The organism is Listeria sp. LM90SB2, from assembly GCF_028867355.1.
GTDB classification, from domain to species: Bacteria; Bacillota; Bacilli; order Lactobacillales; family Listeriaceae; genus Listeria; species Listeria monocytogenes_B.
The window spans coordinates 432,927-453,485 of the sequence record NZ_CP046449.1; the positions used below are offsets into that span (position 1 = coordinate 432,927).

Annotated in this window: 25 protein-coding genes; 23 read left to right on the forward strand and 2 right to left on the reverse strand. The window is 38.7% G+C overall.

What is annotated here, in order from left to right; all coding sequences use genetic code 11:
* Window positions 1-63: 63 nt before the first annotated feature.
* From iolA to GL301_RS02085, 6 genes are all read left to right on the forward strand, one after another.
* Window positions 64-1,530, forward strand: coding sequence for a methylmalonate-semialdehyde dehydrogenase (iolA, locus tag GL301_RS02060; protein ID WP_021496745.1), 1,467 nt, complete (start codon window positions 64-66; stop codon window positions 1,528-1,530).
* Window positions 1,531-1,542: 12 nt separating this feature from the next.
* The gene (iolB, locus tag GL301_RS02065; RefSeq protein WP_003724309.1) at window positions 1,543-2,364 is read left to right on the forward strand and encodes a 5-deoxy-glucuronate isomerase; all 822 of its coding nucleotides are present in this window, start codon (window positions 1,543-1,545) and stop codon (window positions 2,362-2,364) included.
* A 16-nt stretch (window positions 2,365-2,380) separates the two neighbouring features.
* Window positions 2,381-3,358 (forward strand): 5-dehydro-2-deoxygluconokinase, encoded by a 978-nt coding sequence (gene iolC, locus GL301_RS02070; RefSeq protein WP_274758830.1) that lies wholly within the window; start codon window positions 2,381-2,383, stop codon window positions 3,356-3,358.
* A 12-nt stretch (window positions 3,359-3,370) separates the two neighbouring features.
* A complete protein-coding gene (iolD, locus tag GL301_RS02075; protein ID WP_074384934.1) occupies window positions 3,371-5,287 on the forward strand; it encodes a 3D-(3,5/4)-trihydroxycyclohexane-1,2-dione acylhydrolase (decyclizing) in 1,917 nt (638 codons plus the stop codon).
* 132 nt (window positions 5,288-5,419) lie between these two features.
* Window positions 5,420-5,791, forward strand: coding sequence for an iron chaperone (locus GL301_RS02080; protein ID WP_003724312.1), 372 nt, complete (start codon window positions 5,420-5,422; stop codon window positions 5,789-5,791).
* A 93-nt stretch (window positions 5,792-5,884) separates the two neighbouring features.
* Entirely contained in the window at window positions 5,885-6,253 is a 369-nt protein-coding gene (locus GL301_RS02085) for a hypothetical protein (RefSeq protein ID WP_003723100.1), read from the forward strand.
* Window positions 6,254-6,276: 23 nt separating this feature from the next.
* On the opposite strand, the gene GL301_RS02090 is transcribed toward GL301_RS02085, so the two are convergent.
* The gene (locus GL301_RS02090; RefSeq protein ID WP_003728131.1) at window positions 6,277-7,392 is read right to left on the reverse strand and encodes a low temperature requirement protein A; all 1,116 of its coding nucleotides are present in this window, start codon (window positions 7,390-7,392) and stop codon (window positions 6,277-6,279) included.
* 130 nt (window positions 7,393-7,522) lie between these two features.
* Here GL301_RS02090 and GL301_RS02095 point away from each other — a divergent pair, with 130 nt between their 5' ends.
* The 6 genes from GL301_RS02095 to GL301_RS02120 all read left to right on the forward strand — a co-directional run bounded on the left by GL301_RS02095 (window position 7,523) and on the right by GL301_RS02120 (window position 11,388).
* The gene (locus tag GL301_RS02095) at window positions 7,523-8,188 is read left to right on the forward strand and encodes a uracil-DNA glycosylase (RefSeq protein WP_003724314.1); all 666 of its coding nucleotides are present in this window, start codon (window positions 7,523-7,525) and stop codon (window positions 8,186-8,188) included.
* 167 nt (window positions 8,189-8,355) lie between these two features.
* Entirely contained in the window at window positions 8,356-8,655 is a 300-nt protein-coding gene (locus GL301_RS02100) for an NfeD family protein (RefSeq protein ID WP_003741454.1), read from the forward strand.
* Window positions 8,652-9,596, forward strand: a complete 945-nt coding sequence (floA, locus tag GL301_RS02105) for a flotillin-like protein FloA (RefSeq protein WP_003723104.1) — start codon at window positions 8,652-8,654, stop codon at window positions 9,594-9,596. The genes GL301_RS02100 and floA overlap by 4 nt, the downstream gene beginning before the upstream one ends.
* A gap of 34 nt (window positions 9,597-9,630) precedes the next feature.
* Complete coding sequence (locus GL301_RS02110) at window positions 9,631-10,080, forward strand: hypothetical protein (RefSeq protein WP_003724315.1); 450 nt, start codon at window positions 9,631-9,633, stop codon at window positions 10,078-10,080.
* A gap of 143 nt (window positions 10,081-10,223) precedes the next feature.
* Window positions 10,224-10,907, forward strand: coding sequence for an NlpC/P60 family protein (locus GL301_RS02115; protein WP_003740411.1), 684 nt, complete (start codon window positions 10,224-10,226; stop codon window positions 10,905-10,907).
* Window positions 10,908-10,962: 55 nt separating this feature from the next.
* On the forward strand, window positions 10,963-11,388 hold the full coding sequence (locus GL301_RS02120) for a GNAT family N-acetyltransferase (protein WP_003724317.1): 426 nt from the start codon (window positions 10,963-10,965) through the stop codon (window positions 11,386-11,388).
* Between the two features lie 2 nt (window positions 11,389-11,390).
* Here GL301_RS02120 and proC read toward each other — a convergent pair whose 3' ends face one another.
* Window positions 11,391-12,191 (reverse strand): pyrroline-5-carboxylate reductase, encoded by an 801-nt coding sequence (proC, locus tag GL301_RS02125; RefSeq protein ID WP_003724318.1) that lies wholly within the window; start codon window positions 12,189-12,191, stop codon window positions 11,391-11,393.
* A gap of 348 nt (window positions 12,192-12,539) precedes the next feature.
* Between proC and GL301_RS02130 the strand changes: the two genes are divergently transcribed.
* The 11 genes from GL301_RS02130 to GL301_RS02180 all read left to right on the forward strand — a co-directional run bounded on the left by GL301_RS02130 (window position 12,540) and on the right by GL301_RS02180 (window position 20,543).
* Window positions 12,540-12,752: a hypothetical protein gene (locus GL301_RS02130; RefSeq protein WP_003724320.1), complete on the forward strand. Its 213-nt coding sequence runs from the start codon at window positions 12,540-12,542 to the stop codon at window positions 12,750-12,752.
* A 514-nt stretch (window positions 12,753-13,266) separates the two neighbouring features.
* The gene (locus GL301_RS02135) at window positions 13,267-14,490 is read left to right on the forward strand and encodes an LPXTG cell wall anchor domain-containing protein (RefSeq protein ID WP_003724324.1); all 1,224 of its coding nucleotides are present in this window, start codon (window positions 13,267-13,269) and stop codon (window positions 14,488-14,490) included.
* Between the two features lie 116 nt (window positions 14,491-14,606).
* A complete protein-coding gene (locus GL301_RS02140; protein WP_003724325.1) occupies window positions 14,607-15,257 on the forward strand; it encodes a GntR family transcriptional regulator in 651 nt (216 codons plus the stop codon).
* Window positions 15,258-15,301: 44 nt separating this feature from the next.
* Window positions 15,302-15,901 carry a permuted SH3 domain-containing protein gene (locus GL301_RS02145; protein WP_003731402.1) on the forward strand — a complete coding sequence of 200 codons (600 nt, stop codon included), beginning with the start codon at window positions 15,302-15,304 and terminating at the stop codon, window positions 15,899-15,901.
* Between the two features lie 17 nt (window positions 15,902-15,918).
* Complete coding sequence (locus tag GL301_RS02150; RefSeq protein WP_003731403.1) at window positions 15,919-16,593, forward strand: ABC transporter ATP-binding protein; 675 nt, start codon at window positions 15,919-15,921, stop codon at window positions 16,591-16,593.
* Window positions 16,590-17,756, forward strand: a complete 1,167-nt coding sequence (locus tag GL301_RS02155) for an ABC transporter permease (RefSeq protein ID WP_014929169.1) — start codon at window positions 16,590-16,592, stop codon at window positions 17,754-17,756. Before GL301_RS02150 ends, GL301_RS02155 begins: the two co-directional genes overlap by 4 nt.
* A gap of 18 nt (window positions 17,757-17,774) precedes the next feature.
* Window positions 17,775-17,918: a BH0509 family protein gene (locus tag GL301_RS02160; RefSeq protein WP_003724329.1), complete on the forward strand. Its 144-nt coding sequence runs from the start codon at window positions 17,775-17,777 to the stop codon at window positions 17,916-17,918.
* A gap of 70 nt (window positions 17,919-17,988) precedes the next feature.
* Window positions 17,989-18,471 carry an SRPBCC family protein gene (locus tag GL301_RS02165; RefSeq protein WP_003724330.1) on the forward strand — a complete coding sequence of 161 codons (483 nt, stop codon included), beginning with the start codon at window positions 17,989-17,991 and terminating at the stop codon, window positions 18,469-18,471.
* A gap of 168 nt (window positions 18,472-18,639) precedes the next feature.
* Window positions 18,640-19,098, forward strand: a complete 459-nt coding sequence (locus GL301_RS02170) for a PTS sugar transporter subunit IIA (RefSeq protein ID WP_003728123.1) — start codon at window positions 18,640-18,642, stop codon at window positions 19,096-19,098.
* Window positions 19,095-19,427: a PTS fructose transporter subunit IIB gene (locus tag GL301_RS02175; RefSeq protein WP_003723112.1), complete on the forward strand. Its 333-nt coding sequence runs from the start codon at window positions 19,095-19,097 to the stop codon at window positions 19,425-19,427. Before GL301_RS02170 ends, GL301_RS02175 begins: the two co-directional genes overlap by 4 nt.
* 3 nt (window positions 19,428-19,430) lie before the next feature.
* A complete protein-coding gene (locus GL301_RS02180) occupies window positions 19,431-20,543 on the forward strand; it encodes a PTS fructose transporter subunit IIC (protein ID WP_003723113.1) in 1,113 nt (370 codons plus the stop codon).
* Window positions 20,544-20,559: the final 16 nt, after the last annotated feature.

Genomic DNA, 20,559 nt, shown 5'->3' on the forward strand with positions numbered 1-20,559 from the left:
TAAGATGGGGTTATAATCGATTAATGGTTAACTTATGAGTAATTTTAAGTGGAGGGATTTTTTATGGCAGATGTACGGAAATTAAAGAATTATATTGACGGCGAATGGGTCGAGAGTAAGGCGGATAAATATGAAGATGTCATCAATCCGGCGACGGGGGAAGTGCTGTGCCAAGTGCCGATATCGACACGCGCAGAATTAGATCAGGCGGCTGTCATTGCTGAACAAGGTTTTGAAAAATGGAGCCAAGTTGCTGTACCAAGACGTGCACGGGTTCTATTTAGTTTCCAACAGTTACTCATTCAACATAAAGAAGAACTAGCAAGACTGATTACACTCGAAAATGGTAAAAATTTATCCGAAGCACGCGGTGAAGTCCAACGTGGTATTGAAAATGTCGAGTTCGCGGCTGGAGCGCCAACACTAATGATGGGTGATTCGCTGGCTTCGATTGCAACCGATGTGGAGGCGGCAAATTATCGCTATCCGGTCGGGGTTGTTGGTGGAATCGCACCATTTAACTTCCCGATGATGGTACCATGTTGGATGTTCCCAATGGCCATTGCGCTTGGTAACTCGTTTATTTTAAAACCATCCGAGAGAACGCCACTTTTAATGGAGAAATTGGTGGAATTATTTTCTGAAGCGGGTCTTCCAAAAGGTGTATTCAATGTAGTGTACGGTGCGCATGATGTGGTTAACGGAATTTTAGAGAACGAAATAATTAAAGCGGTTTCTTTTGTTGGTTCTAAGCCAGTTGGTGAATATGTCTACAAAACAGGGAGCGCAAATTTAAAACGAGTGCAAGCCTTAACAGGTGCGAAAAACCATACAATTGTGCTTAATGATGCGGATTTAGAAGATACCGTGACGAATGTTATTTCAGCGGCATTCGGATCGGCGGGTGAACGTTGTATGGCATGTGCGGTCGTCACAGTTGAAGAAGGCATCGCGGATGAGTTTCTAGCGGCACTTCGGACAGCCGCGCAAAATGTGAAAATTGGAAATGGGTTAGACGATGGCGTTTTCCTCGGTCCTGTAATTCGCGAAGAAAACCAAAAACGCACGATTGCTTATATTGAAAAAGGCTTGGAAGAAGGCGCGAAATTAACAGTAGATGGTCGGGAAACTGGACTTTCAGAAGGGCACTTTGTTGGTCCAACAATTTTGGAAGATGTTACGACGGATATGACGATTTGGAAAGACGAGATTTTCGCACCAGTTTTATCCGTGATTCGTGTGAAAAATCTCCAAGAAGCAGTTCGGGTTGCGAATCAATCTGAATTTGCAAATGGCGCTTGTATTTTCACAAATAATGCCAAAGCAATTCGCTACTTTAGAGAAAAAATCGACGCTGGAATGCTTGGTGTGAATTTGGGCGTACCTGCTCCAATGGCGTTTTTCCCGTTTTCTGGTTGGAAATCGTCCTTTTATGGAACGCTTCATGCTAACGGCAAAGACAGCGTGGATTTTTACACGCATAAGAAAGTTGTCACAGCGAGATATTCATTAAAAGGTTACGAAGAATAGGAGGGCGCAAAAATGGGCAAACTGTTACGAAAACCGTTAAATGAGAGAATAGCGCCTGGCATTACGTTTGTGCAGGATATTAACCAAGCTAATTCTCCGCTAAGTTATGTTGGTTTTCGCTTAATTGAAATGGAAAAAGGTGCTATTTATCAGGAGGAGCTTACTGATTTAGAGTGTTGTATTGTTGCGCTTACTGGGAAAATTACAGTGAGTGAGGGTGACAATATTTTTGCGGAGATTGGGACAAGAGCGAATGTCTTTGAAAAAATTCCGACAGATAGCGTGTTTATTTCTGGCGGACGGACGTTTCAAGTGAAGGCGGACACAGAAAAAGCTCGTGTAGCGCTTTGCTACTCCCAGGCGAATCGAGACTTGCCAACGACACTTATTAAGGCTAGTGATAATTCGATTGAGCAGCGCGGAAAATATCAAAATAAACGACTGGTACATAACATTTTGCCAGATGTAAGTGAGGTTGCGAGCAGTTTGTTGGTTGTGGAAGTGTATACGGATGGCGGAAATTTTTCGAGTTATCCGCCGCATAAACATGACCGCGATAATCTGCCAGCGGAGTCGCTTTTGGAAGAAAGTTATTATCATGAAATTAATCCGGAGCAAGGTTTTATTTTTCAACGTGTCTATACGGATGACCGGACGCTTGATGAAACGATGGCTGTGGAGCATCAAAATGCGGTTATCGTTCCAGAAGGCTATCACCCAGTTGGCGTGCCAGATGGATATGATTCATATTATTTGAACGTAATGGCTGGACCGAAACGGGTTTGGAAATTTCACAACGATCCGGACCATGAATGGATTTTAGAACGAGACTAAGAGGAGGATTTGGAGCATGAATCTAAACAAACATAGCGAACGAAAATTTGATTTAATCACAGTAGGACGCGCTTGTATTGATTTGAACGCAGTCGAATACAATCGTCCAATGGAAGAAACGATGACTTTTTCTAAATATGTGGGTGGTTCCCCGGCAAATATTGCGATAGGAACCGCAAAACTAGGCTTAAAAGTAGGCTTTATCGGCAAAATTTCTGCTGATCAACATGGTCGTTTTATTGAGAAATATATGCGTGATTTGAGTATAAATACGGACGGAATGGTGAAAGATACGGAAGGCCGCAAAGTTGGCTTGGCGTTTACGGAAATTAAAAGCCCAGATGAATGCAGTATTTTGATGTATCGCGAAAATGTAGCGGATTTGTATTTAACGCCAGAAGAAATTTCGGAAGATTATATAAAAGAGGCTCGCGTGCTGCTCATTTCTGGAACAGCTTTAGCGCAAAGTCCATCGCGGGAAGCTGTTTTAAAGGCAGTTAGTTTAGCTCGGAAAAATGATGTAGCCGTTGCTTTTGAATTAGATTATCGCCCTTATACGTGGACAAACACCGAAGAAACGGCGGTTTATTATTCACTTGTCGCAGAACAAGCGGATGTGATTATTGGCACGCGCGACGAATTTGATATGATGGAAAATCAAGTCGGTGGCAAAAATGAAGCAACAAAAGCGCATCTTTTCCAACATCAAGCAGAAATTGTTGTCATTAAGCATGGGGTGGAAGGCTCATTCGCATATACAAAAGCGGGAGAAACATTCCAAGCAAAAACATATAAAACAAAAGTGCTCAAAACATTCGGCGCGGGAGATTCCTACGCATCAGCCTTCTTATACGGTTTATTTAGCGGTGAAAGTATCGAAACAGCCCTTAAATACGGAAGTGCCGCGGCTTCGATTGTTGTTAGCAAGCATAGTTCCTCAGACGCGATGCCAACAGCTGATGAAATCAAAGCGCTCATTGCGCAAGCGGAATAGGAGGAGATTATGGTGACTGAAAAAACGATTCGACTAACAACCGCACAAGCTTTGGTAAAATTTTTAAATCAGCAATATATCGAAGTGGACGGCGAAATGGCACCGTTTGTGGATGGTATTTTCACGCTGTTTGGACATGGAAATGTGGTTGGTATCGGGCAAGCCTTGGAAGAAGCCCCAGGTCATTTAAAAGTGTATCAAGGAAAAAATGAGCAGGGCATGGCGCACGCGGCAATCGCTTATGCAAAACAAAAAAATCGCCAGCGCATCTACGCGTGTTCCACATCAGCAGGACCAGGTTCCGCGAACTTAATAACAGCAGCCGGCACCGCACTTGCGAATAATTTACCCGTGTTATTCCTGCCGGCCGACACATTCGCAACCAGACAGCCCGACCCAGTTTTGCAACAATTAGAGCATGAGTCGAGCACGGCAATTACAACCAATGATGGCTTCCAAGCAGTCTCCAGATATTTTGACCGTGTGCAGCGACCAGAACAACTCATGAGCGCCCTGATTCGCGCTTTCGAAGTAATGACCAACCCAGCGAGCGCGGGACCAGCAACAATCTGCATTGCGCAAGACACAGAAGGAGAAGCATTCGATTATCCAGTCGAATTTTTTCAAAAACGAATTCACTATCTTAATCGGCAAATCCCGACAAAGCGTGAACTAACCGAAGCAGCTCGGCTCATCAAAGCGAGCAAAACCCCAGTTATCATCGTCGGAGGTGGCGCCCGCTATTCAAGAGCACGCGAAGAATTGATCGCCCTTTCCGAGCAAACCAACATTCCGCTCGTCGAAACACATGCCGGGAAATCAACGCTTGAGTTTGACTTCAAAAACAACCTAGGTGGCACGGGAATCCTCGGGACGCTTGCTGCCAATAAAGCTATCCGTGACGCCGATTTAGTCATCGGAATTGGCACGCGCTATACCGATTTCACAACCAGTTCCAAAACGGCATTCGATCCAACAACCAAATTTATCAATATCAATGTCAGCCGTATGCAAACATACAAATTAGATGCCTTCCAAGTTGTCGGTGACGCCAAAGCAACCCTAGCCGAACTAGCGCCACTTTTAAAAGGTTATCAGACCCAATTTGGAAACAAGATAGCCGCATACAAAACCGAGTGGCTAGACGAAAGAGCACGGCTACAAACCACCAAATTCAACCGAGAAACATTTACGCCAGAAATCAAAGATCAATTCGACCAAGCGATCTTAAACGAATATGCAGACCGCTTGCAGACCGAATTTACGCAAACAGAAGCACTTATCACAATTAATGACAACGTGGCACCGGATAGCATTGTCGTTTGTTCGGCCGGTTCACTTCCCGGAGATTTGCAACGACTCTGGAACCCAGCCGTACCAGACACCTATCACTTAGAATATGGCTATTCCTGCATGGGCTACGAAATAAACGGTGCTCTCGGCGCGAAAATGGCCGCAGCAAAAAAACAAGAAGTATACGCCATCGTTGGCGACGGCAGCTTCTGCATGTCACACTCAGAACTACTAACATCCTTACAATACGGCAAAAAAATTAACATTATGCTCTTCGATAATTCCGGTTTTGGCTGCATTAACAACCTCCAAATGGCAAACGGCAGCGACAGTTTTTTCTGCGAATTCCGCGATAGCGACAACCAAATCATGCAAGTCGATTACGCCAAAATTGCAGAAGGATACGGAGCAAAAGTCTATAGAGCCAACACGAAAGAAGATTTAATCAGCGCACTGGAAGACGCAAAAACACAAAGCAAAACTACTTTGATCGAAATGAAAGTACTACCAAAAACTATGTCAGAAGGCTATCTTAATTGGTGGAATGTGGGAGTTTCCGAAGTTTCAAACAAAGAAAGTATCAAGCAAGCATACGAAGAAAAACAAGCAAACCTGAAAAATGCCCGACTATATTAAGCAAAACAAAAACAAGTCCATCACCGGACTTGTTTTTGTTTTGCCACTTCAATAGCCCCGCCTTGCATCACACCAGTTTTTCTTTATAATAAAAAGTAACTGTAAGATTATGTTTTTTTAGGAGGAAATAATATGGAAGTTTTTGCAGAATATTTAGCTGAAATTGAAAATCCGGATCACCGCGCGAGAACACAAGAAGTTTTAACATGGGTGGCGGAAACTTTTCCAGACTTAAAGCCAGAAATCAAATGGAATACACCGATGTTTACAAATAATGGCACGTTCATAATCGGCTTCTCTATTGCAAAACAGCATATGAGCGTTTCCCCAGAAGTGGCTGGAATCGAACGTTTCGAAGCAGACATTAAAGAAGCGGGCTATAGTCATACGAAAGGTATTTTCCGAATTACGTGGGCTAAACCAGTTGACTATGACCTACTAGCAAAAATTATCGAGTTTAATATTCAAGATAAAGCAAATTATACTAGTTTTTGGCGCGTTTAAGTGATTTTTAGTTACTTTGTCGCGTAGTAAATCCAGATTTTTTATGCCATAATTAATAAGCTAAAATGTATTTTTATAAAAGAGTGGTGTGAAATGCGTATTTTTTGTGGGATTATGTCAATCCAAGCAGGCTTTATTGGTGCTCTTGCTGAAATACTAAGTCCGGACAGTAAAAAAAATAACTTATTCATGATACCGGAAGATCTTGCGGCATCATCAGGCTATTTAATGTCTCTTGCGATGGTTTTAGCGGGAATTCTAATAATTTGTGCTTATCGAAATGATTTTCTAATATTCATGGCACTAATTTTATGGCTCTTTGGACTTATTTTTGGGCTCATTTTCACCCCGAGTTATTCGGGTTTTTATTTCCGCCCAATCGTATGTTTAATAAGCTTTTTAATGGGCCTATTTATTTTTACAGATTACACAAGGCACCAAGACACAGGCGAGGAAAGGTGAGCGAAATGCTCATCTTTTTTTATTTACATTCGTGCCGACCGCGAAGTCCCAAACTGCAAACCAAGATCCACCAGCGCACAAACCCAAATACTCACAAAACTAACAAATAGAGGAAAATCACTATACAAATTAACAAAAAACAGCCCCACTAGAAGTAACAATAACAACGCATCTTTCCAAAAAGAAAATGTCACTTCGGCCTTTTTATGAGCAGCAAAAACAAATTGTTTCGAAACGAAAAACACAGCTACAGAACCAAACAACATCAATAACAAAACATTGCGTTCCAAATGCCCCTCGAACAACAAATGCACATTCGCCGCAAGTAACATCACTGAAATAATAATAAAGAAATGTCCATAAATTAAGTACTGGCCATGGGTTTCTTTATGGTGGTCGACAATTTTCTCAAAGCTATGGAAATACGATGCCCAAAGCGTACAAATAATTAAAAAGCCAAGCAACGTGTACCCAATCGTATAGGGATCAAGCGTGTGCCCAACTAAAATAGTCGTAATCGCAACAATACTTTCACCAAATGTGATGATAACAAATAATCCAAAACGTTCCGCAAGATGTGGAAAATCAACCGGCACTTTGCGCAATGTTTTAGCTAAAAATAACGGTAAAATAATATCAACTGCAATCCCAAGATACATCACTAAATAACGCGCAAATCCTTCAAAAAACACCGAAGTCGCAGTTGTCAAAACACCTAGTAGAAAAACACTCCCAAGAAGTATCGCCACTTTCCGCGCATTTCCCGTCAACTGCTTACTAATAACAAAATACTGGATAACCGTAATTAAGCGAATACCTAAATAACCAATTAAAAAAGTATAATACGTATTTGAAAACGTTAAATCAAAACTCGCTGTCATCAAAATTAAGAAAAACATTTGCGGCAACATATAAAGTTCGGGTAGTTTGATTTTCTCACCGAAGCGATTGAAAAACATTGTCTGCCCAACCCACGCCCAAAACATCGGCGTGACCATCAATAAATATTCGCCAAAATAAACAGCTGTTTTATCCGGATGATTATCGACGCTAAGTAACAGATGCGTCGTTGAAGCAACAGCAGTTACGAATATTAAATCAAAAAATAGTTCTAGCCAAGAAACTTTTCTTTCCGCCACAATCTCACCCCATTATTATTTCTTTTTTCAAGTATACCACGTGAATCCGCCTGCCTTTTGACAGTTGCTCGCCGTGAAAAGTATAATGGAAGGACAAAATCATGGAACTACTGAGATGGGAGAATTAAAAATGGTAAAAACATGGGAAGAATTTTTAAAACAAGAAGCGAAACAGCCTTATTTTATAGAATTAATGGAAGCAGTTAAGGACGCGAGAGCAAAGGGGAATGTCTATCCGACTGAAGAAGATATGTTTTCGTGTTTCCGCTTATGTCCGTATGATCAAGTGAAAGTTGTTATTTTAGGACAAGACCCGTATCATGGTCCTGGACAAGCGCATGGCCTAAGCTTCTCCGTGCAAAAAGGGGTGCGAATTCCGCCAAGTCTTCGTAATATTTATAAAGAATTAAAGACAGACTTAGATATTGAACCAGCTGACCACGGCTATCTTGCCAAATGGGCAGAGCAAGGCGTACTTTTAATGAACACGAGTTGGAGCGTGGAAGAAGGCAAAGCTGGTAGCCACAAAAAACTAGGCTGGGCAACATTTACAGATCACGTTTTAGAAGAACTAAATAATTACGACAAACCACTTGTATTTATTTTATGGGGGAATCATGCTATAAAAGCCGCAAGTGGCATCACAAACCCGCAACATTTACTTATTAAAGGAGTACACCCATCACCGCTTGCCGCGAGTCGAGGCTTTTTTGAAAGCAAACCATTTTCGAAAACGAATGCATTTCTTGAGGAACATGGAAGAAAACCAATTGATTGGGACTTAAACGAACAGTAAAAAAATACGTTATTACAAAATTTTGTTTTTTCTATTATATAGTTTTTTACAAAAGTGAAAAAATTTACATAATTCGCCTAAAAGCTTTTTACATAAGGTTTCTTTCATGTTATGGTTATTATAGGAGAAAGTAAAATTTAAAAAAGTTCCTAAAGAAGGTGACTAGTTTGAAGCATAATTTTACAGAAGATGACTTTGTTTATGGAGAATCATGGGGACTCGTGCATCGGGGGGTTTTAGAGGACAAAGAAGTAGAAAGAATGAAAGCGCTACGAGACAAAGTAGTGGGTAAAAAAGGCGTAGCACAAACGACACTTAAGCCGATAGGTAGTGTCAGAATAGACGGAGAAGTCTATGAAGCTCGCTTGAAAACAGGTTATTTGGAAGTTGGAAAACCAATAATTGCAGTAGGTATCGATTTCGGATACGTACTAGTCAATGAAGATATACAGGAGGGAGAAAAATGACAATGATTGGACCTATTATTATCGCAGTATTGATTATCATCTTTTTAATCGTATTTTTCACTTTAGTACCAGTGGGGTTATGGATTAGTGCATTATCCGCACGTGTACCAGTAGGACTAGGAACTTTAATCGGAATGAGATTGCGTCGGGTTGTACCTTCTCGCGTTGTAAAACCGTTAATTAAAGCAGTAAAAGCTGGACTTGATTTAGAAGTAAACCAACTTGAAAGTCACTATTTAGCAGGTGGGGACGTGGATAACACAGTAGATGCGTTAATCGCCGCACACCGCGCAAATATTGAATTAGATTTCAGCCGTGCAGCAGCAATTGACCTTGCTGGACGTGACGTACTTGAAGCAGTACAAACTTCCGTAACACCAAAAGTTATCCGTACACCTGAATTTACTGGTGTGGCACAAAACGGGGTAGAAGTAAAAGTTATTACGCAAATTACCGTACAATCCAATATTGAACGTATCGTCGGTGGTGCTGGGGAAGATACAGTTATCGCTCGTGTCGGTGAAGCCGTAGTTTCTACAGTCGGTGAAACGAGAGAACATACAGATGTACTTGAAAATCCAAACAGCATTTCGAAAAAAGTCCAAGAACAAGGACTTGGAGACGGAACTGCTTACACTATTTTATCCATTGATATCGCTGAAATGCGTATTGGTGACAACATTAAAGCAAAACTAGACATCGAAAAAGCCAACGCGGACATGGAAGTTGCTCAAGCAGCTGCATCGAAACGTAAAGCAGAAGCGATTGCCCTAGAACAAGAAAACAGAGCAGCGGTTGTAGCCGCAGAAGCAGAAGTACCACGTGCGCTATCTCGCGCTTTAGAAGAAGGTAACCTTGGTGTAATGGATTATTACAAAATGGAAAATGTACAATCAGATACAGCTATGCGCGAATCGATTGCACACGAAGACGAAAAATAAACCTTGATCTTTTGCAAGAAAGAAGGTGTTTTCAATGGATTTAAGTGATTTTCTAAATAGTGGTTGGGAAAGTGTTCTAGTTGTCCTTGGTATTGTTGGTGTCATTATAAATTTCCTTAGCAAGGCCGGTAAAGGCACAGAAGAGGAAAATAAGAAAGCGCCACAACCTAGACCAAATTTGCGTTCAATGCACCAAGCAAGCCGTACGCAAACCACTAAGAAACCAGAAAAACGCAAAGTGTCACAAGGGACATTCACACAAAATAAAGAACAAGACAAAGTAATTGCTGAACAAAAAGCAGCACAACAAAAAATGCTAAGAGAAATCCGCCGAGAATCGGATGTGGCAAAAGGGAAAAACATCATTAAAAGCACTAGTAGTCATCACAAAAAAGCGCGTAAATTGCGCGGAAGATTACAAGAAGCGATAATTACGAAAGAAATCCTTGATAAGCCCGTTTCTTTACGGAAAAATCATCTATAAAAGCAAACCCAAGAACTAGTTTCTTGGGTTTTTTGTTTCTGTGTCAAAACTGTTACATAATAACGCCAAGTTTTAAAATCCCTGTATTACAACTGTAACATTGACCTGCTATGCTGTGTGTATATAAAAAAGGGGTGCGTGGATTGAAAATAATAGCAACGAGAAGAAAGATTTTTTTTGCGTTTATAGCTTTAATGATTTCTTTTTCAGTACTATTTTTACCAACAACTAACGCTTCAGCAGCGACTACATATAAAATGACGACAACGGCTGATGTAAATGTTCGCGCAGCAGACAACACCAAAGGTAAAGTCATCGGTTTTTACAAAAAGGGTACAACGGTTACTTTCACTGCTAAAACAAAAAACAACTGGTATAAAACGACATACAAAGGCAAAGTTGGTTATGTTTCAGGTAAATGTGTGACTACATATAAAGCACCTGTTGCAACAACGCAAAGTTTTACCGCATTAAATAACGAAGCAAGAAAACACATTGGCAAACGCTACAAAATTGGCGCTACTGGCCCAAGCTGTTTTGATTGTTCAGGTTACACACAATATGTATACTCTAAAGGAGTTAAAAAATCCATTCCTCGTACAGCGAAGCAACAATATGCCTCTGCTAAGAAAATTAAAGCTCAAGAACTAAAAAAAGGTGATTTGATTTTCTTCAATTATGGTAAGGGTGTTGCACATGTTGGGATTTATGTTGGAAATGGCAAAATGCTTAATGCGCAAAATAATGGCGTAAAATACGACACAATCACATCTGGCTATTGGAAAAAATATATTGCTGGATATGGACGAGTAGCAAATTTAAAATAATTTTACTGAGCGTCACTTTTTAGTGATGCTTTTTTGTATGAAGGAGGAGTTAGGGATGCAATATAAAATAAAAGAAATGCCACTGGAAGAACTAGAACCTAAAGTAGTAGAGGGGCTTTTGGAACATAAAGAAAGATTAGGTTATGACATTCCAAAAAAAGACACAGAGTATATTGGCTTTGCGGCTTTAAGTGAAGTAGGGGAAATAGTTGGAGGAGTTACAGCGAAAATCAGCTACGGAGAATTATATGTGTCTCTTCTTTCTGTTGATCCAAGCACACAAGGATCGGGCGTGGGTACAGAATTGATGGCCCAAATAGAAAGATATGGTAGAGCAAATAACTGCCACCATATCTCCTTAACAACATTTAGTTACCAAGCCCCAGGATTTTATAAAAAATGCGGTTTTACTGAGCTTGGACGTGTAAAAGATTTTCCTATAATAGGAGAAGAAAAGTACTTTTTTATTAAATATTTATAGAATTACATCGAACTATTTTTGTTTGCAGCAGCTTGAACTGCATTGATAACAGCGGAACGGAAACCATCATTTTCTAGTGATTTCACTGCTTCAATTGTAGTTCCGCCGGGAGAAGTAACCATATCTTTAAGTTTACCTGGATGTTCGCCGGTTTCTAGAACCGTTTTTGCGGCACCTAGCACAGCTTGTGCGGCGAATTTATATGCTTTATCGCGAGGCATGCCACTTAGGACGGCGCCGTCTGCTAAAGCTTCTATGAACATATAAACATAAGCTGGTGAAGAACCGCTGACGCCAATAACTGCATCCATCAAATTCTCGGAAACAACTTCCGCTTCTCCAAAACTAGTAAAAATAGCTGTAACTTCATTAATTTCTTCAGATGATACGTTTATGTTAGGCGAAATAGATGACATTGCTTCACCGACAAGCGCTGGTGTATTTGGCATCACACGAACAATTTTTGTTTTTGCGGAAGTGAGTTCTTCTAAATCTTGGATAGTTACGCCAGCTGCTACAGAAATAATAATTTTATCAGGTGTTAGCTGCTCTTTTACCGACGTTAAAATTTCTGGGATAGTGTAAGGTTTCACCGCTAAAATAATAATATCTGCTTGTTCTACGAGTTTTTCGGTATCGGTTGTTATTTGCAGGCCAGTAAATGCCGCTTCCAGTGGTTTTAATTTTTCGAGATTTCGACCACCAACAATGATTGCTTCGCTGTTATCTAAATTCGCTTGTGCTAAGCCCCGAATCATCGCAGTTCCCATATTACCTGCGCCAATAAAGCCGATTTTCTTCATTTTATTCGCCCCTAACAAAATTCTTTTTTTCTATTATCTCATGTTACACGGCTTTGTCCAGTTTTTGCTGAAGGCTATCACTGTGTCACAGGGGCTTATTCTAAATACAGCGATATTAATTTTGATCAATCATCTCGTCGAAAGTAGTGGAAAAGGTATTATCGCCAAATTTTATCTATTTCTAATGGTTTCTAATTGGCAGTTTGCAGTAGAAAAAAATATTAGATTACTAGCTAAAAGTATCTTAGTGAAGAAAACTAAGATATTTTTTTATTTTCGATTGTATTTTTTGTTTGGGAAACCCGATTTTGTGTTTGATCAGTAAACACAGTCGAAAAGAATGTTCATATGGATGAATGGTGGCTGATTAGAATAATTAAATATATCGAAATTGTGTCCAAAGCTGGTCACTTGACAACTAAAAAGGAACATTTTTTTGATAATTGTCCTCAAGTAAGTAAATCTAAACAACATGGAAAATTAGCTTTGGATACTATTTTTGATGCTATGTTCTTAATGGTTGAAAGCGCTATAAATGGCGTTTTTATAAGCTATAATTGATATTGGATAACAGTTCCAACTACATAATATAGCGAGGTGAAAACGATGAATTTCTTTCTACAATTATTAGGTAACTTCTCTGGCGGTTTAAATTTCCCAGACGTAACAGAAGTACTAAACAACTTAATCAAAGCAATTTTTGGTTGATTTCAAAAAAATAAAACGTAAAGGAGGCTACTACAAGTGAATTTTTTCTTACAATTATTAGGTAATTTTTCTGGAGCGATTAACTTTCCAGACGTAACAGAAGTACTAAACAATCTAATCAAAGGGATTTTTGGTTGATCCTAAGAACATAAATCAGTAAAGGAGGCTACTACAAATGAATTTTTTCTTGCAATTGTTAGGTAATTTTTCAGGTGCAATCCGCTTTCCGGACGTAGCAGAAGTACTAAACAACTTAATCAAAGGTATCTTTGGTTAATTGCCAATTAGAATAAGTTGAAATATAGGGTTAAGGCTAACTTAACCCTATTTTCTAATTAAAGATGTAAATAAGGAGGATTTTAAATCCATGAAAAAAATAATCGCGTTAATCACAGCAGTTGCACTTCTATCAATGATTGGATTTGCCTTTATCCCTGGTACTGTTGCGAATGCAGCGAATTCATCAGAAAGCAGTTTAACATACAAAGATGTACGCAGTGGATTTTACTTTGTTGGTTATGAAAATGTACAACTTGAAACAGGAAAAACATACAAGTACACAGTAGCGTATGAAGCAAATGTTGATATGAAAATGACAGATACTATTACAGGACAATCAGCAAAAGCAGGACTTTTTACACCAAAATCATCCGGTGCCGAGCTGAACACTAGTTACGTAAGCCGAACAAAGAATAACGTTATAGACGTAGCTGATGCAGGTAATAAGGTTTTTAAACACACATTTGAATTTACAGCGAAGGAAAATACAAAAGCAGATATCGGTGTTTTCTTAGGAGCAGGTTCTGTTCTTCCAACAACTCCAGAAACCACGTCCCTTTGGAAAAACGTAACCGTGACAAATGAAACTCCACTAGTACAAGCGGAGGCCCCAGTTATTAGTGCAGAAGATAAAACTATCAATCAAAATGAAAGTTTTAATCCACTAAATGAAGTCACTGCGTCAGACGAAAAAGACGGTGATATTACAAAGGACATCCACGTAACCAAAAATACGGTAGATACGACTAAGAGTGGCAAATATGATGTGGATTATAGCGTTACAAATTCAAGCAACTTAACAACGACAAAAAGTATTAAAGTAACCGTAACCCCAGCAGCAATAAGCAAAAATACAGCCCCAGTTATTAATGCAAAAGATCAAACAATCAAAGTTGGAGATGTGTTTAATGTGTTAAAAGGAGTTACTGCGAAAGATAACGAAGATGGTGATTTAACAGCAAAAATCAAAGTGACCAAGGATACAGTGAATAATTCGAAAAAAGGTGTTTATCAAGTTACATATACTGTGACAGATTCTGGCAATCTATCAGCTTCACTTACAATTAAAGTGACTGTAACTCAAGATGGAAAACTAATAGTAAATCCAAGTGATCCAACAAAGCCATCTATCACAAAAACACCTGTGGAACCAACAAAAATTGAAAAAGATCCTGAAAATAGAGCGACTTCCGTTTTGAAAGCAAGTAAAATACCAAAAACTGGTGATAGTTCAATGATATGGCTAGTATTTGTCGGACTCGGCTTAACAGCTATTGGTATTAGTTCTTATCAAAAAAAAGCAAATAAATAATGCATACTGGATGAAAAGAGTATTTTAGATTAGATACTCTTTTCATTAACTAGATGGTAAAATGGCATTCTAAAGCTGTTTTTAAACAGCTTTATAGAGAGAGAGGGGAATCATTTATGCCAAAAATTGCTAAAGGTAATCGACTCGAGAATGTTGCTTTTGAGTACATTAAGAACAAAATCACAACTGGGGAGTATCCAACGGGTTATCGTGTTGTAGAAGCAAAGTTATCTCAAGAACTAAATATGAGTAGGACACCAATTAGGCGAGCGATTATCAACCTTTGCCATTCTGGATTTTTAGTCCACCAATATAATCGGGGTGCTTTTGTTCAAAACACTGAAGTAACTATTACAGAATTTTTTTCGCGAATGAAATTAGTCGAACTATTGATGTATGAAAGTACAGAAAAATTAATTCTACGTGAAGATTATATTGTAGTGGACGATATAATAGAAATAGCAGAGAAAGTAATTCAATATGAAAAAAACAAAGAATATGAATTAATGCGAGATACGTTTGAAGATTTTATCGTCGCATTTATAGGTAAGCTAAATAATGATTATTTTAATAGAATAATTCAAGAATTATGGAATGAAATCAATGATAATGCAACAAAAGAAGTAAGACTAATTATTGTTTCGGCAAGTGATCGAATTGCGGAAGAATTAGCTAATATAATTGAAATTTTAAAATCATGGAATTACGGGGAACTAAAAAAATGTTTTCAACACATAATGAACGCAATGATTTTGATTGCTTTTTAAAGAGAGGTTTTTAAATATTGAAAAAAATAAGCTGGGTGATTATCATGCTGGTTATCGTTGCTGCATCGGTTGGCTATTATTTTATAAAAGAAAATGAGCGAAAGACGCCACAAACAATTGATTACAAAACAGTTGAAACAAAAAGAACAGATTTAAGTGTATATGTTTCCGCAGAAGGTCACATTGTAAAAAAAGTAAATGAATGGCCAGATTATGAAGATTTTGCTGTCAAAATTATGGTAGATGAGCTAGAAATTAACCAAATAAAAGAAAAACAGACAGCTGATGTGTATGTCCAAGCAGTAAATAATAAAGTATACAAAGGAAAAGTTGTAGATATAAATGAGAAGGGCATTATAAACGGGTCAGTAACTTCTTATGCCGTGACGATTGATTTAGAGGATGAGACGAAAGTAAAAGAAAATATGTCTGTAAGTGCTGATGTACTTGTGGCTCTAGAAAAAAAGATTTTAACAATTCCAATAGAAGCTGTTAATACGGATAAAGCTGATAAACATTATGTCTATACAGTTGATGCAAATAAACAAAAGAAGAAAATTTGGATTGAAGTAGGCAAACATAATACGAAATCTATTCAAGTAGTAAAAGGTCTTACAGAGAAACAACTTGTGATTATTCCATAGACGGAGGTGAGCAAGACTTGATACAACTATTTAATATTTCCAAATCCTATCAAATGGGTGAATGCACCATAAAGGCTCTAGATAATGTATCATTGCAAATTGATCAAGGGGAATTTCTGGCCATTATCGGACCGTCTGGCTCTGGAAAATCTACTTTAATGAACATCCTCGGTATACTTGACAGAGCAACGATAGGAGAATACTACCTCAATAAAACGAATTTAATGCGAATATCAGATAAGAAAATTTCTCGAATAAGGAATAGGAAAATTGGTTTTATTTTTCAACAATTTAATTTAATGCCACGACTTACTGCTTTTGAAAATGTAGAATTGCCATTAGTATATCGAGGTGTGGGCAAAGCTACTCGAAAAAAAGTAGTATTAAAAAGTTTAGAACGTGTCGGACTATTAGATAAAGAAAAACATATACCAGCCCAGCTTTCAGGAGGACAGCAGCAACGGATTGCAATAGCTCGAGCCATCGCTGGAAGTCCAGAATTAATATTAGCAGATGAACCTACTGGCGCGCTAGACTCTAAAACTGGAGAAGAAGTAATGACTTTGCTAAGAGAAATTCATAGAGAAGGAAATACATTAATCATGATTACCCACGACAAAGAAATTGCAAATCAAGCAGAACGAATAATAGAAATAAAAGACGGAAAACTCCGTGAATGGAACAAATTATGACTCTTTTACAGAGTATAAAGTTAGCGCTAAAACAATTATTGTCCACCAAATTTCGAACATTTTTAACAATGCTTGGAATTATTATTGGTGTTTTTTCTGTTACATTACTTGTTTCGATTGGGGAAGCTATATCGAAAAATGTCTCCACACAATTAGGTGATATGGGAAGTAATCTTTTGACTGTTAATTTTTATTCAGATAATCCAAATGATAAATTCACATACAAAGATGCAAAAAAACTTTTGAATGAAGATGAAATTGGTTCGCCGGAAGTGATACAGACAAAGGAAGTTAGAACAAGTGAAAAGACAGCTAGTAATCAAGTAGCGGGAATAAATGAATATTATGCGAGCATAAAAAATTTGGAATTAGCATCAGGCCGTTTTTGCTCGAATGTAGATGTTATCTATGCCCAAAAAGTGACAATTATTGGCTCAGAAATTGCAAAAACTTATTTTAAAGAACAGAATCCGATAGGTGAATATTTGCAAATTGCAGGTGCTAGGTACATGGTCATTGGAGTTTTAAAGGAAAAGGGGGAGAGTTTATTTGGATCGGCAGACAAAAAACTTTTTATCCCAATTTCTTCCGCAGAACGACTTTTTAAAACAGATACTGTGGATTTGTATTATATTCAAACAAAAAAAGTAGAACAAGTTCCAGCAGCAGTTAAGGTAGTAAAGAAAAAAATGAGCCAGTTTTTTCCGAATAATGAAGATGCGTATACAGTTGCAAATCAGCAACAGGCGTTAGATACGTTTGATAGTATTACGGGAACACTCACGATTGGACTAGGTGCGATTGCAGGGATTTCGCTACTCGTTGGCGGTATTGGTATTATGAATATTATGCTCGTGTCTGTCTCAGAACGAACCCGAGAAATTGGAATTAGAAAAGCGATTGGCGCAAGTAGTGGCAATATTTTAATGCAGTTTTTGATTGAAGCAGTTGTGCTTAGTTTAGTAGGCGGTTGTATCGGGATTTTACTAGGAATTTTTTCCGCGCAAATAGTTACAACTACATCAAGTTTTGAAATGTATGTTTCTGCTTCTACGATTCTTTTAGCGGTTGGTTTTTCGATGTGTATTGGGATTGTATTTGGTGTAATTCCCGCACAGAAAGCTTCAAAAAAAATGCCGATAGATGCGTTACGGGCAGATTAACTAGAGGAGGCGTGTTGGATGGAGAAAGAGCAACAAACGGATGATACTTGGGTTTTAGTTGAAATTGTTAGCCTTATAACCAACGTGGAACGACAAAGATTGAGAGAACTTAGTTATACAGAGTTAGAAGAATTTTATGAAAGAGTAGTAGTGGAGCAATAATTAAATCTTGCTTTTTGCTAGAATGATAAATCTATGCGAAAATGAAAGCAAATTGGCAGGAGGGATTTAAATGAACGAATCTATTTGTAAACGGGATAACGGAGGAGCTGTAGTTAATTTTGAATTGGAAATTAATGCAACAAAGGCAGAGGTTTTTGCTTTATTAACGACAAACGCCGGACTAGCAAAGTGGTTTAATGAGCTGGAAGTAGGCGAACTAGGAGCAGATGGCTATCTACTTTTCGTCATGACACCTGAAGAAAAAATAACCATGCCAATTCGTGCATTCGAAACTAACCAAAAACTTGCTTTCGAATGGGACCAAGATGAAGTTGACTTTGAACTAAATGAAATCACCGCAAATAAAACAAGATTGACTTTCAGAGAACAACTTACGACTATTACGGAACACAGCCCTAGAGATATTTCCGGTTGGCATATTTGCTTGAAGAAATTACAAGCGAGCGCAGAAGGAAAAATATACGATTTCAACAAAACGGAGTTCGAAACGCTCTTCGCCAAGTATCAAAAAGAACTTAATATCGAAAAATAAATCCTTTAGAAAAGTCGTAAATGAAGCCGAGAATGCTTTGTTTATGGCTTTTTTTGTATGTATTAATTTTTTTCCACTTTAACTGGAAATTCCTTATGTTCAAAAAAGTAATCGGTTTCATTAGAATGTAATTGTAAGCAAGGCATTGAAAAAATACGGGGTGACGAAATGATAGTATCGGAAGAACAATTATTTTTAAATCAGCATCTACGCACAAAAGAAGAAGTGCTAGCTTTTATTGCAGACAAGGCAGAAGAAATCGGTATCACAACAAATTCAGCTCAGGTGGAACGTGACTTATGGGCTCGCGAAAAAGAATACGCAACAGCAGTACAACAATTAATCGCTATTCCACATGCGAAAACAGAGGCAATATCAGAAGCAAAACTGCTTTTCATTCGCCTCACTGAACCGATTGATTGGGAGTCAAAAGAAGGTTTTAAGGCACAAGCCATTTTTGCCATATTAGTTCCAGCTAGTGAGGCCAGCCAGCAACATCTGAAAATTTTATCTAGCGTGGCTGTGAATTTACTAGAAGAAGCATTTCAAGAACAAATTTTAACGATTAAAACGGAACACGAATTGATGGATTACTTGAAAGATAATTTGGAAGGAGAATTAATATGAAAGTTGTAGGAGTTACGTCATGTATCGCAGGACTTGCGCACACACCAATGGCAGCAAAAGCATTAGAAAAAGCAGGAGTAAAATTAGGACACGATGTCAAAATTGAGCAACAAGGAGCGATGGGGACAATTGATGAAATCACGCCAGCTGAAGTGAGCGCGGCAGATGTAGTTATCATCGCGGCGGATAAAGTAATCGACGGGGAAGAGCGTTTCAAAGGAAAACCAGTCGTTCGTGTGAAAATTGGTCAATGTGTTGCGAACGGGGAAGCGGTGTTAAGTAAAGTAGTTGCAGCAATTGAAGCACGTAAACAAAAGGAGGCTAACTAAGTCATGAAAGGGAAATTAAACGAAGCAAAAGACCACTTAATGTCGGGTATATCCTATGCGCTACCAGTCATTATCGCAGGTTCACTTGTTGTAGCTGTTGCAAAATTGATTGGGATTATTGGCGGGGTTACAAATCTGGATGCTTATGCTGATGCAAGCGGATTTTATCATTATGTTTATCTATTTCAAAATGTAGGTTGGGCGGCAATTGGCTTACTTAACTTAGTACTTGCGGGATATATCGCTTATTCAATCGCTGGAAAACCTGCTCTTGCTGCTGGTTTTGTTGGTGGGGTCCTTGCTACTAGTACAAATGCTGGTTTCTTAGGTGCCGTTGTCGCTGGTTTCTTCGCAGGTTGGTTAACAAACTGGGTGAAAAAACATGTTCGAATCACTGGACCTGCTGCAAGTTCTTTACCACTAATTATTTTGCCACTTATCACAGTTGGTGCCACGGGGATACTGATGTCACTAATTCTCGGCGGACCGCTTGGTTGGTTAAACCAAACGTTACTTGATTGGGTAACTGAAATGTGTAAAAACGATACAAACGTCATTATTCTAGCACTTATTTTAGGAGCAATGATTGGATTTGACCTTGGTGGACCTGTAAACAAAGCTGCTTGGATGGCTGGGAACGCGCTATTTATGAGTGGAATTTATCTACCTTCAATCATGATCAACGTCGCAATTTGCATTCCGCCACTTGGCTACGGAATCGCAACACTTTTACGCAAAAAGAATTATTCTACTACATTCAAAGAAGCTGGAAATGGCGCGCTAATCATGGGACTAATTGGGGTCACGGAAGGTGCGATTCCATTTACACTACGTAGCCCTGGTAAATTAATTCCGCTAAATGTGATTGCCTGCGCGATTGGTAGTGCCGTAACGATGGGACTTGGCGCTTATGTGAAAATGCCGCCGATTGGTGGAATGTACGGTTTCTTCACTATTGGTAACGGCTGGGCTTACTTAGTTGGTGGCTTGGTTGGTGCATTTATTATTGGAATTTGTGCGAACTTATTCGTCAATTTCACAGAAGAAGAAACAGCTGCTGCAGACGATGCTGTGGATGATATCGATATTAGTTTTGATGAAATAGAGATTAAATAATAGTTGGAGGATTTAA

Bases quoted from the DNA above. Each gene is read 5' to 3' on its own strand.
- GL301_RS02160 (WP_003724329.1), top strand. From the start codon at position 17,775: ATGGAGAAAGAGCAACAAACGGATGATACTTGGGTTTTAGTTGAAATT.
- GL301_RS02120 (WP_003724317.1), top strand. From the start codon at position 10,963: ATGCAATATAAAATAAAAGAAATGCCACTGGAAGAACTAGAACCTAAA.
- GL301_RS02110 (WP_003724315.1), top strand. From the start codon at position 9,631: ATGGATTTAAGTGATTTTCTAAATAGTGGTTGGGAAAGTGTTCTAGTT.
- GL301_RS02095 (WP_003724314.1), top strand. From the start codon at position 7,523: ATGGTAAAAACATGGGAAGAATTTTTAAAACAAGAAGCGAAACAGCCT.
- floA (WP_003723104.1), top strand. From the start codon at position 8,652: ATGACAATGATTGGACCTATTATTATCGCAGTATTGATTATCATCTTT.
- GL301_RS02155 (WP_014929169.1), top strand. From the start codon at position 16,590: ATGACTCTTTTACAGAGTATAAAGTTAGCGCTAAAACAATTATTGTCC.
- proC (WP_003724318.1), bottom strand. From the start codon at position 12,191: ATGAAGAAAATCGGCTTTATTGGCGCAGGTAATATGGGAACTGCGATG.
- GL301_RS02085 (WP_003723100.1), top strand. From the start codon at position 5,885: ATGCGTATTTTTTGTGGGATTATGTCAATCCAAGCAGGCTTTATTGGT.
- GL301_RS02130 (WP_003724320.1), top strand. From the start codon at position 12,540: ATGGATGAATGGTGGCTGATTAGAATAATTAAATATATCGAAATTGTG.
- iolB (WP_003724309.1), top strand. From the start codon at position 1,543: ATGGGCAAACTGTTACGAAAACCGTTAAATGAGAGAATAGCGCCTGGC.
- GL301_RS02180 (WP_003723113.1), top strand. From the start codon at position 19,431: ATGAAAGGGAAATTAAACGAAGCAAAAGACCACTTAATGTCGGGTATA.
- GL301_RS02135 (WP_003724324.1), top strand. From the start codon at position 13,267: ATGAAAAAAATAATCGCGTTAATCACAGCAGTTGCACTTCTATCAATG.
- GL301_RS02170 (WP_003728123.1), top strand. From the start codon at position 18,640: ATGATAGTATCGGAAGAACAATTATTTTTAAATCAGCATCTACGCACA.
- GL301_RS02080 (WP_003724312.1), top strand. From the start codon at position 5,420: ATGGAAGTTTTTGCAGAATATTTAGCTGAAATTGAAAATCCGGATCAC.
- iolA (WP_021496745.1), top strand. From the start codon at position 64: ATGGCAGATGTACGGAAATTAAAGAATTATATTGACGGCGAATGGGTC.
- GL301_RS02145 (WP_003731402.1), top strand. From the start codon at position 15,302: ATGCTGGTTATCGTTGCTGCATCGGTTGGCTATTATTTTATAAAAGAA.
- iolC (WP_274758830.1), top strand. From the start codon at position 2,381: ATGAATCTAAACAAACATAGCGAACGAAAATTTGATTTAATCACAGTA.
- GL301_RS02175 (WP_003723112.1), top strand. From the start codon at position 19,095: ATGAAAGTTGTAGGAGTTACGTCATGTATCGCAGGACTTGCGCACACA.
- GL301_RS02140 (WP_003724325.1), top strand. From the start codon at position 14,607: ATGCCAAAAATTGCTAAAGGTAATCGACTCGAGAATGTTGCTTTTGAG.
- GL301_RS02165 (WP_003724330.1), top strand. From the start codon at position 17,989: ATGAACGAATCTATTTGTAAACGGGATAACGGAGGAGCTGTAGTTAAT.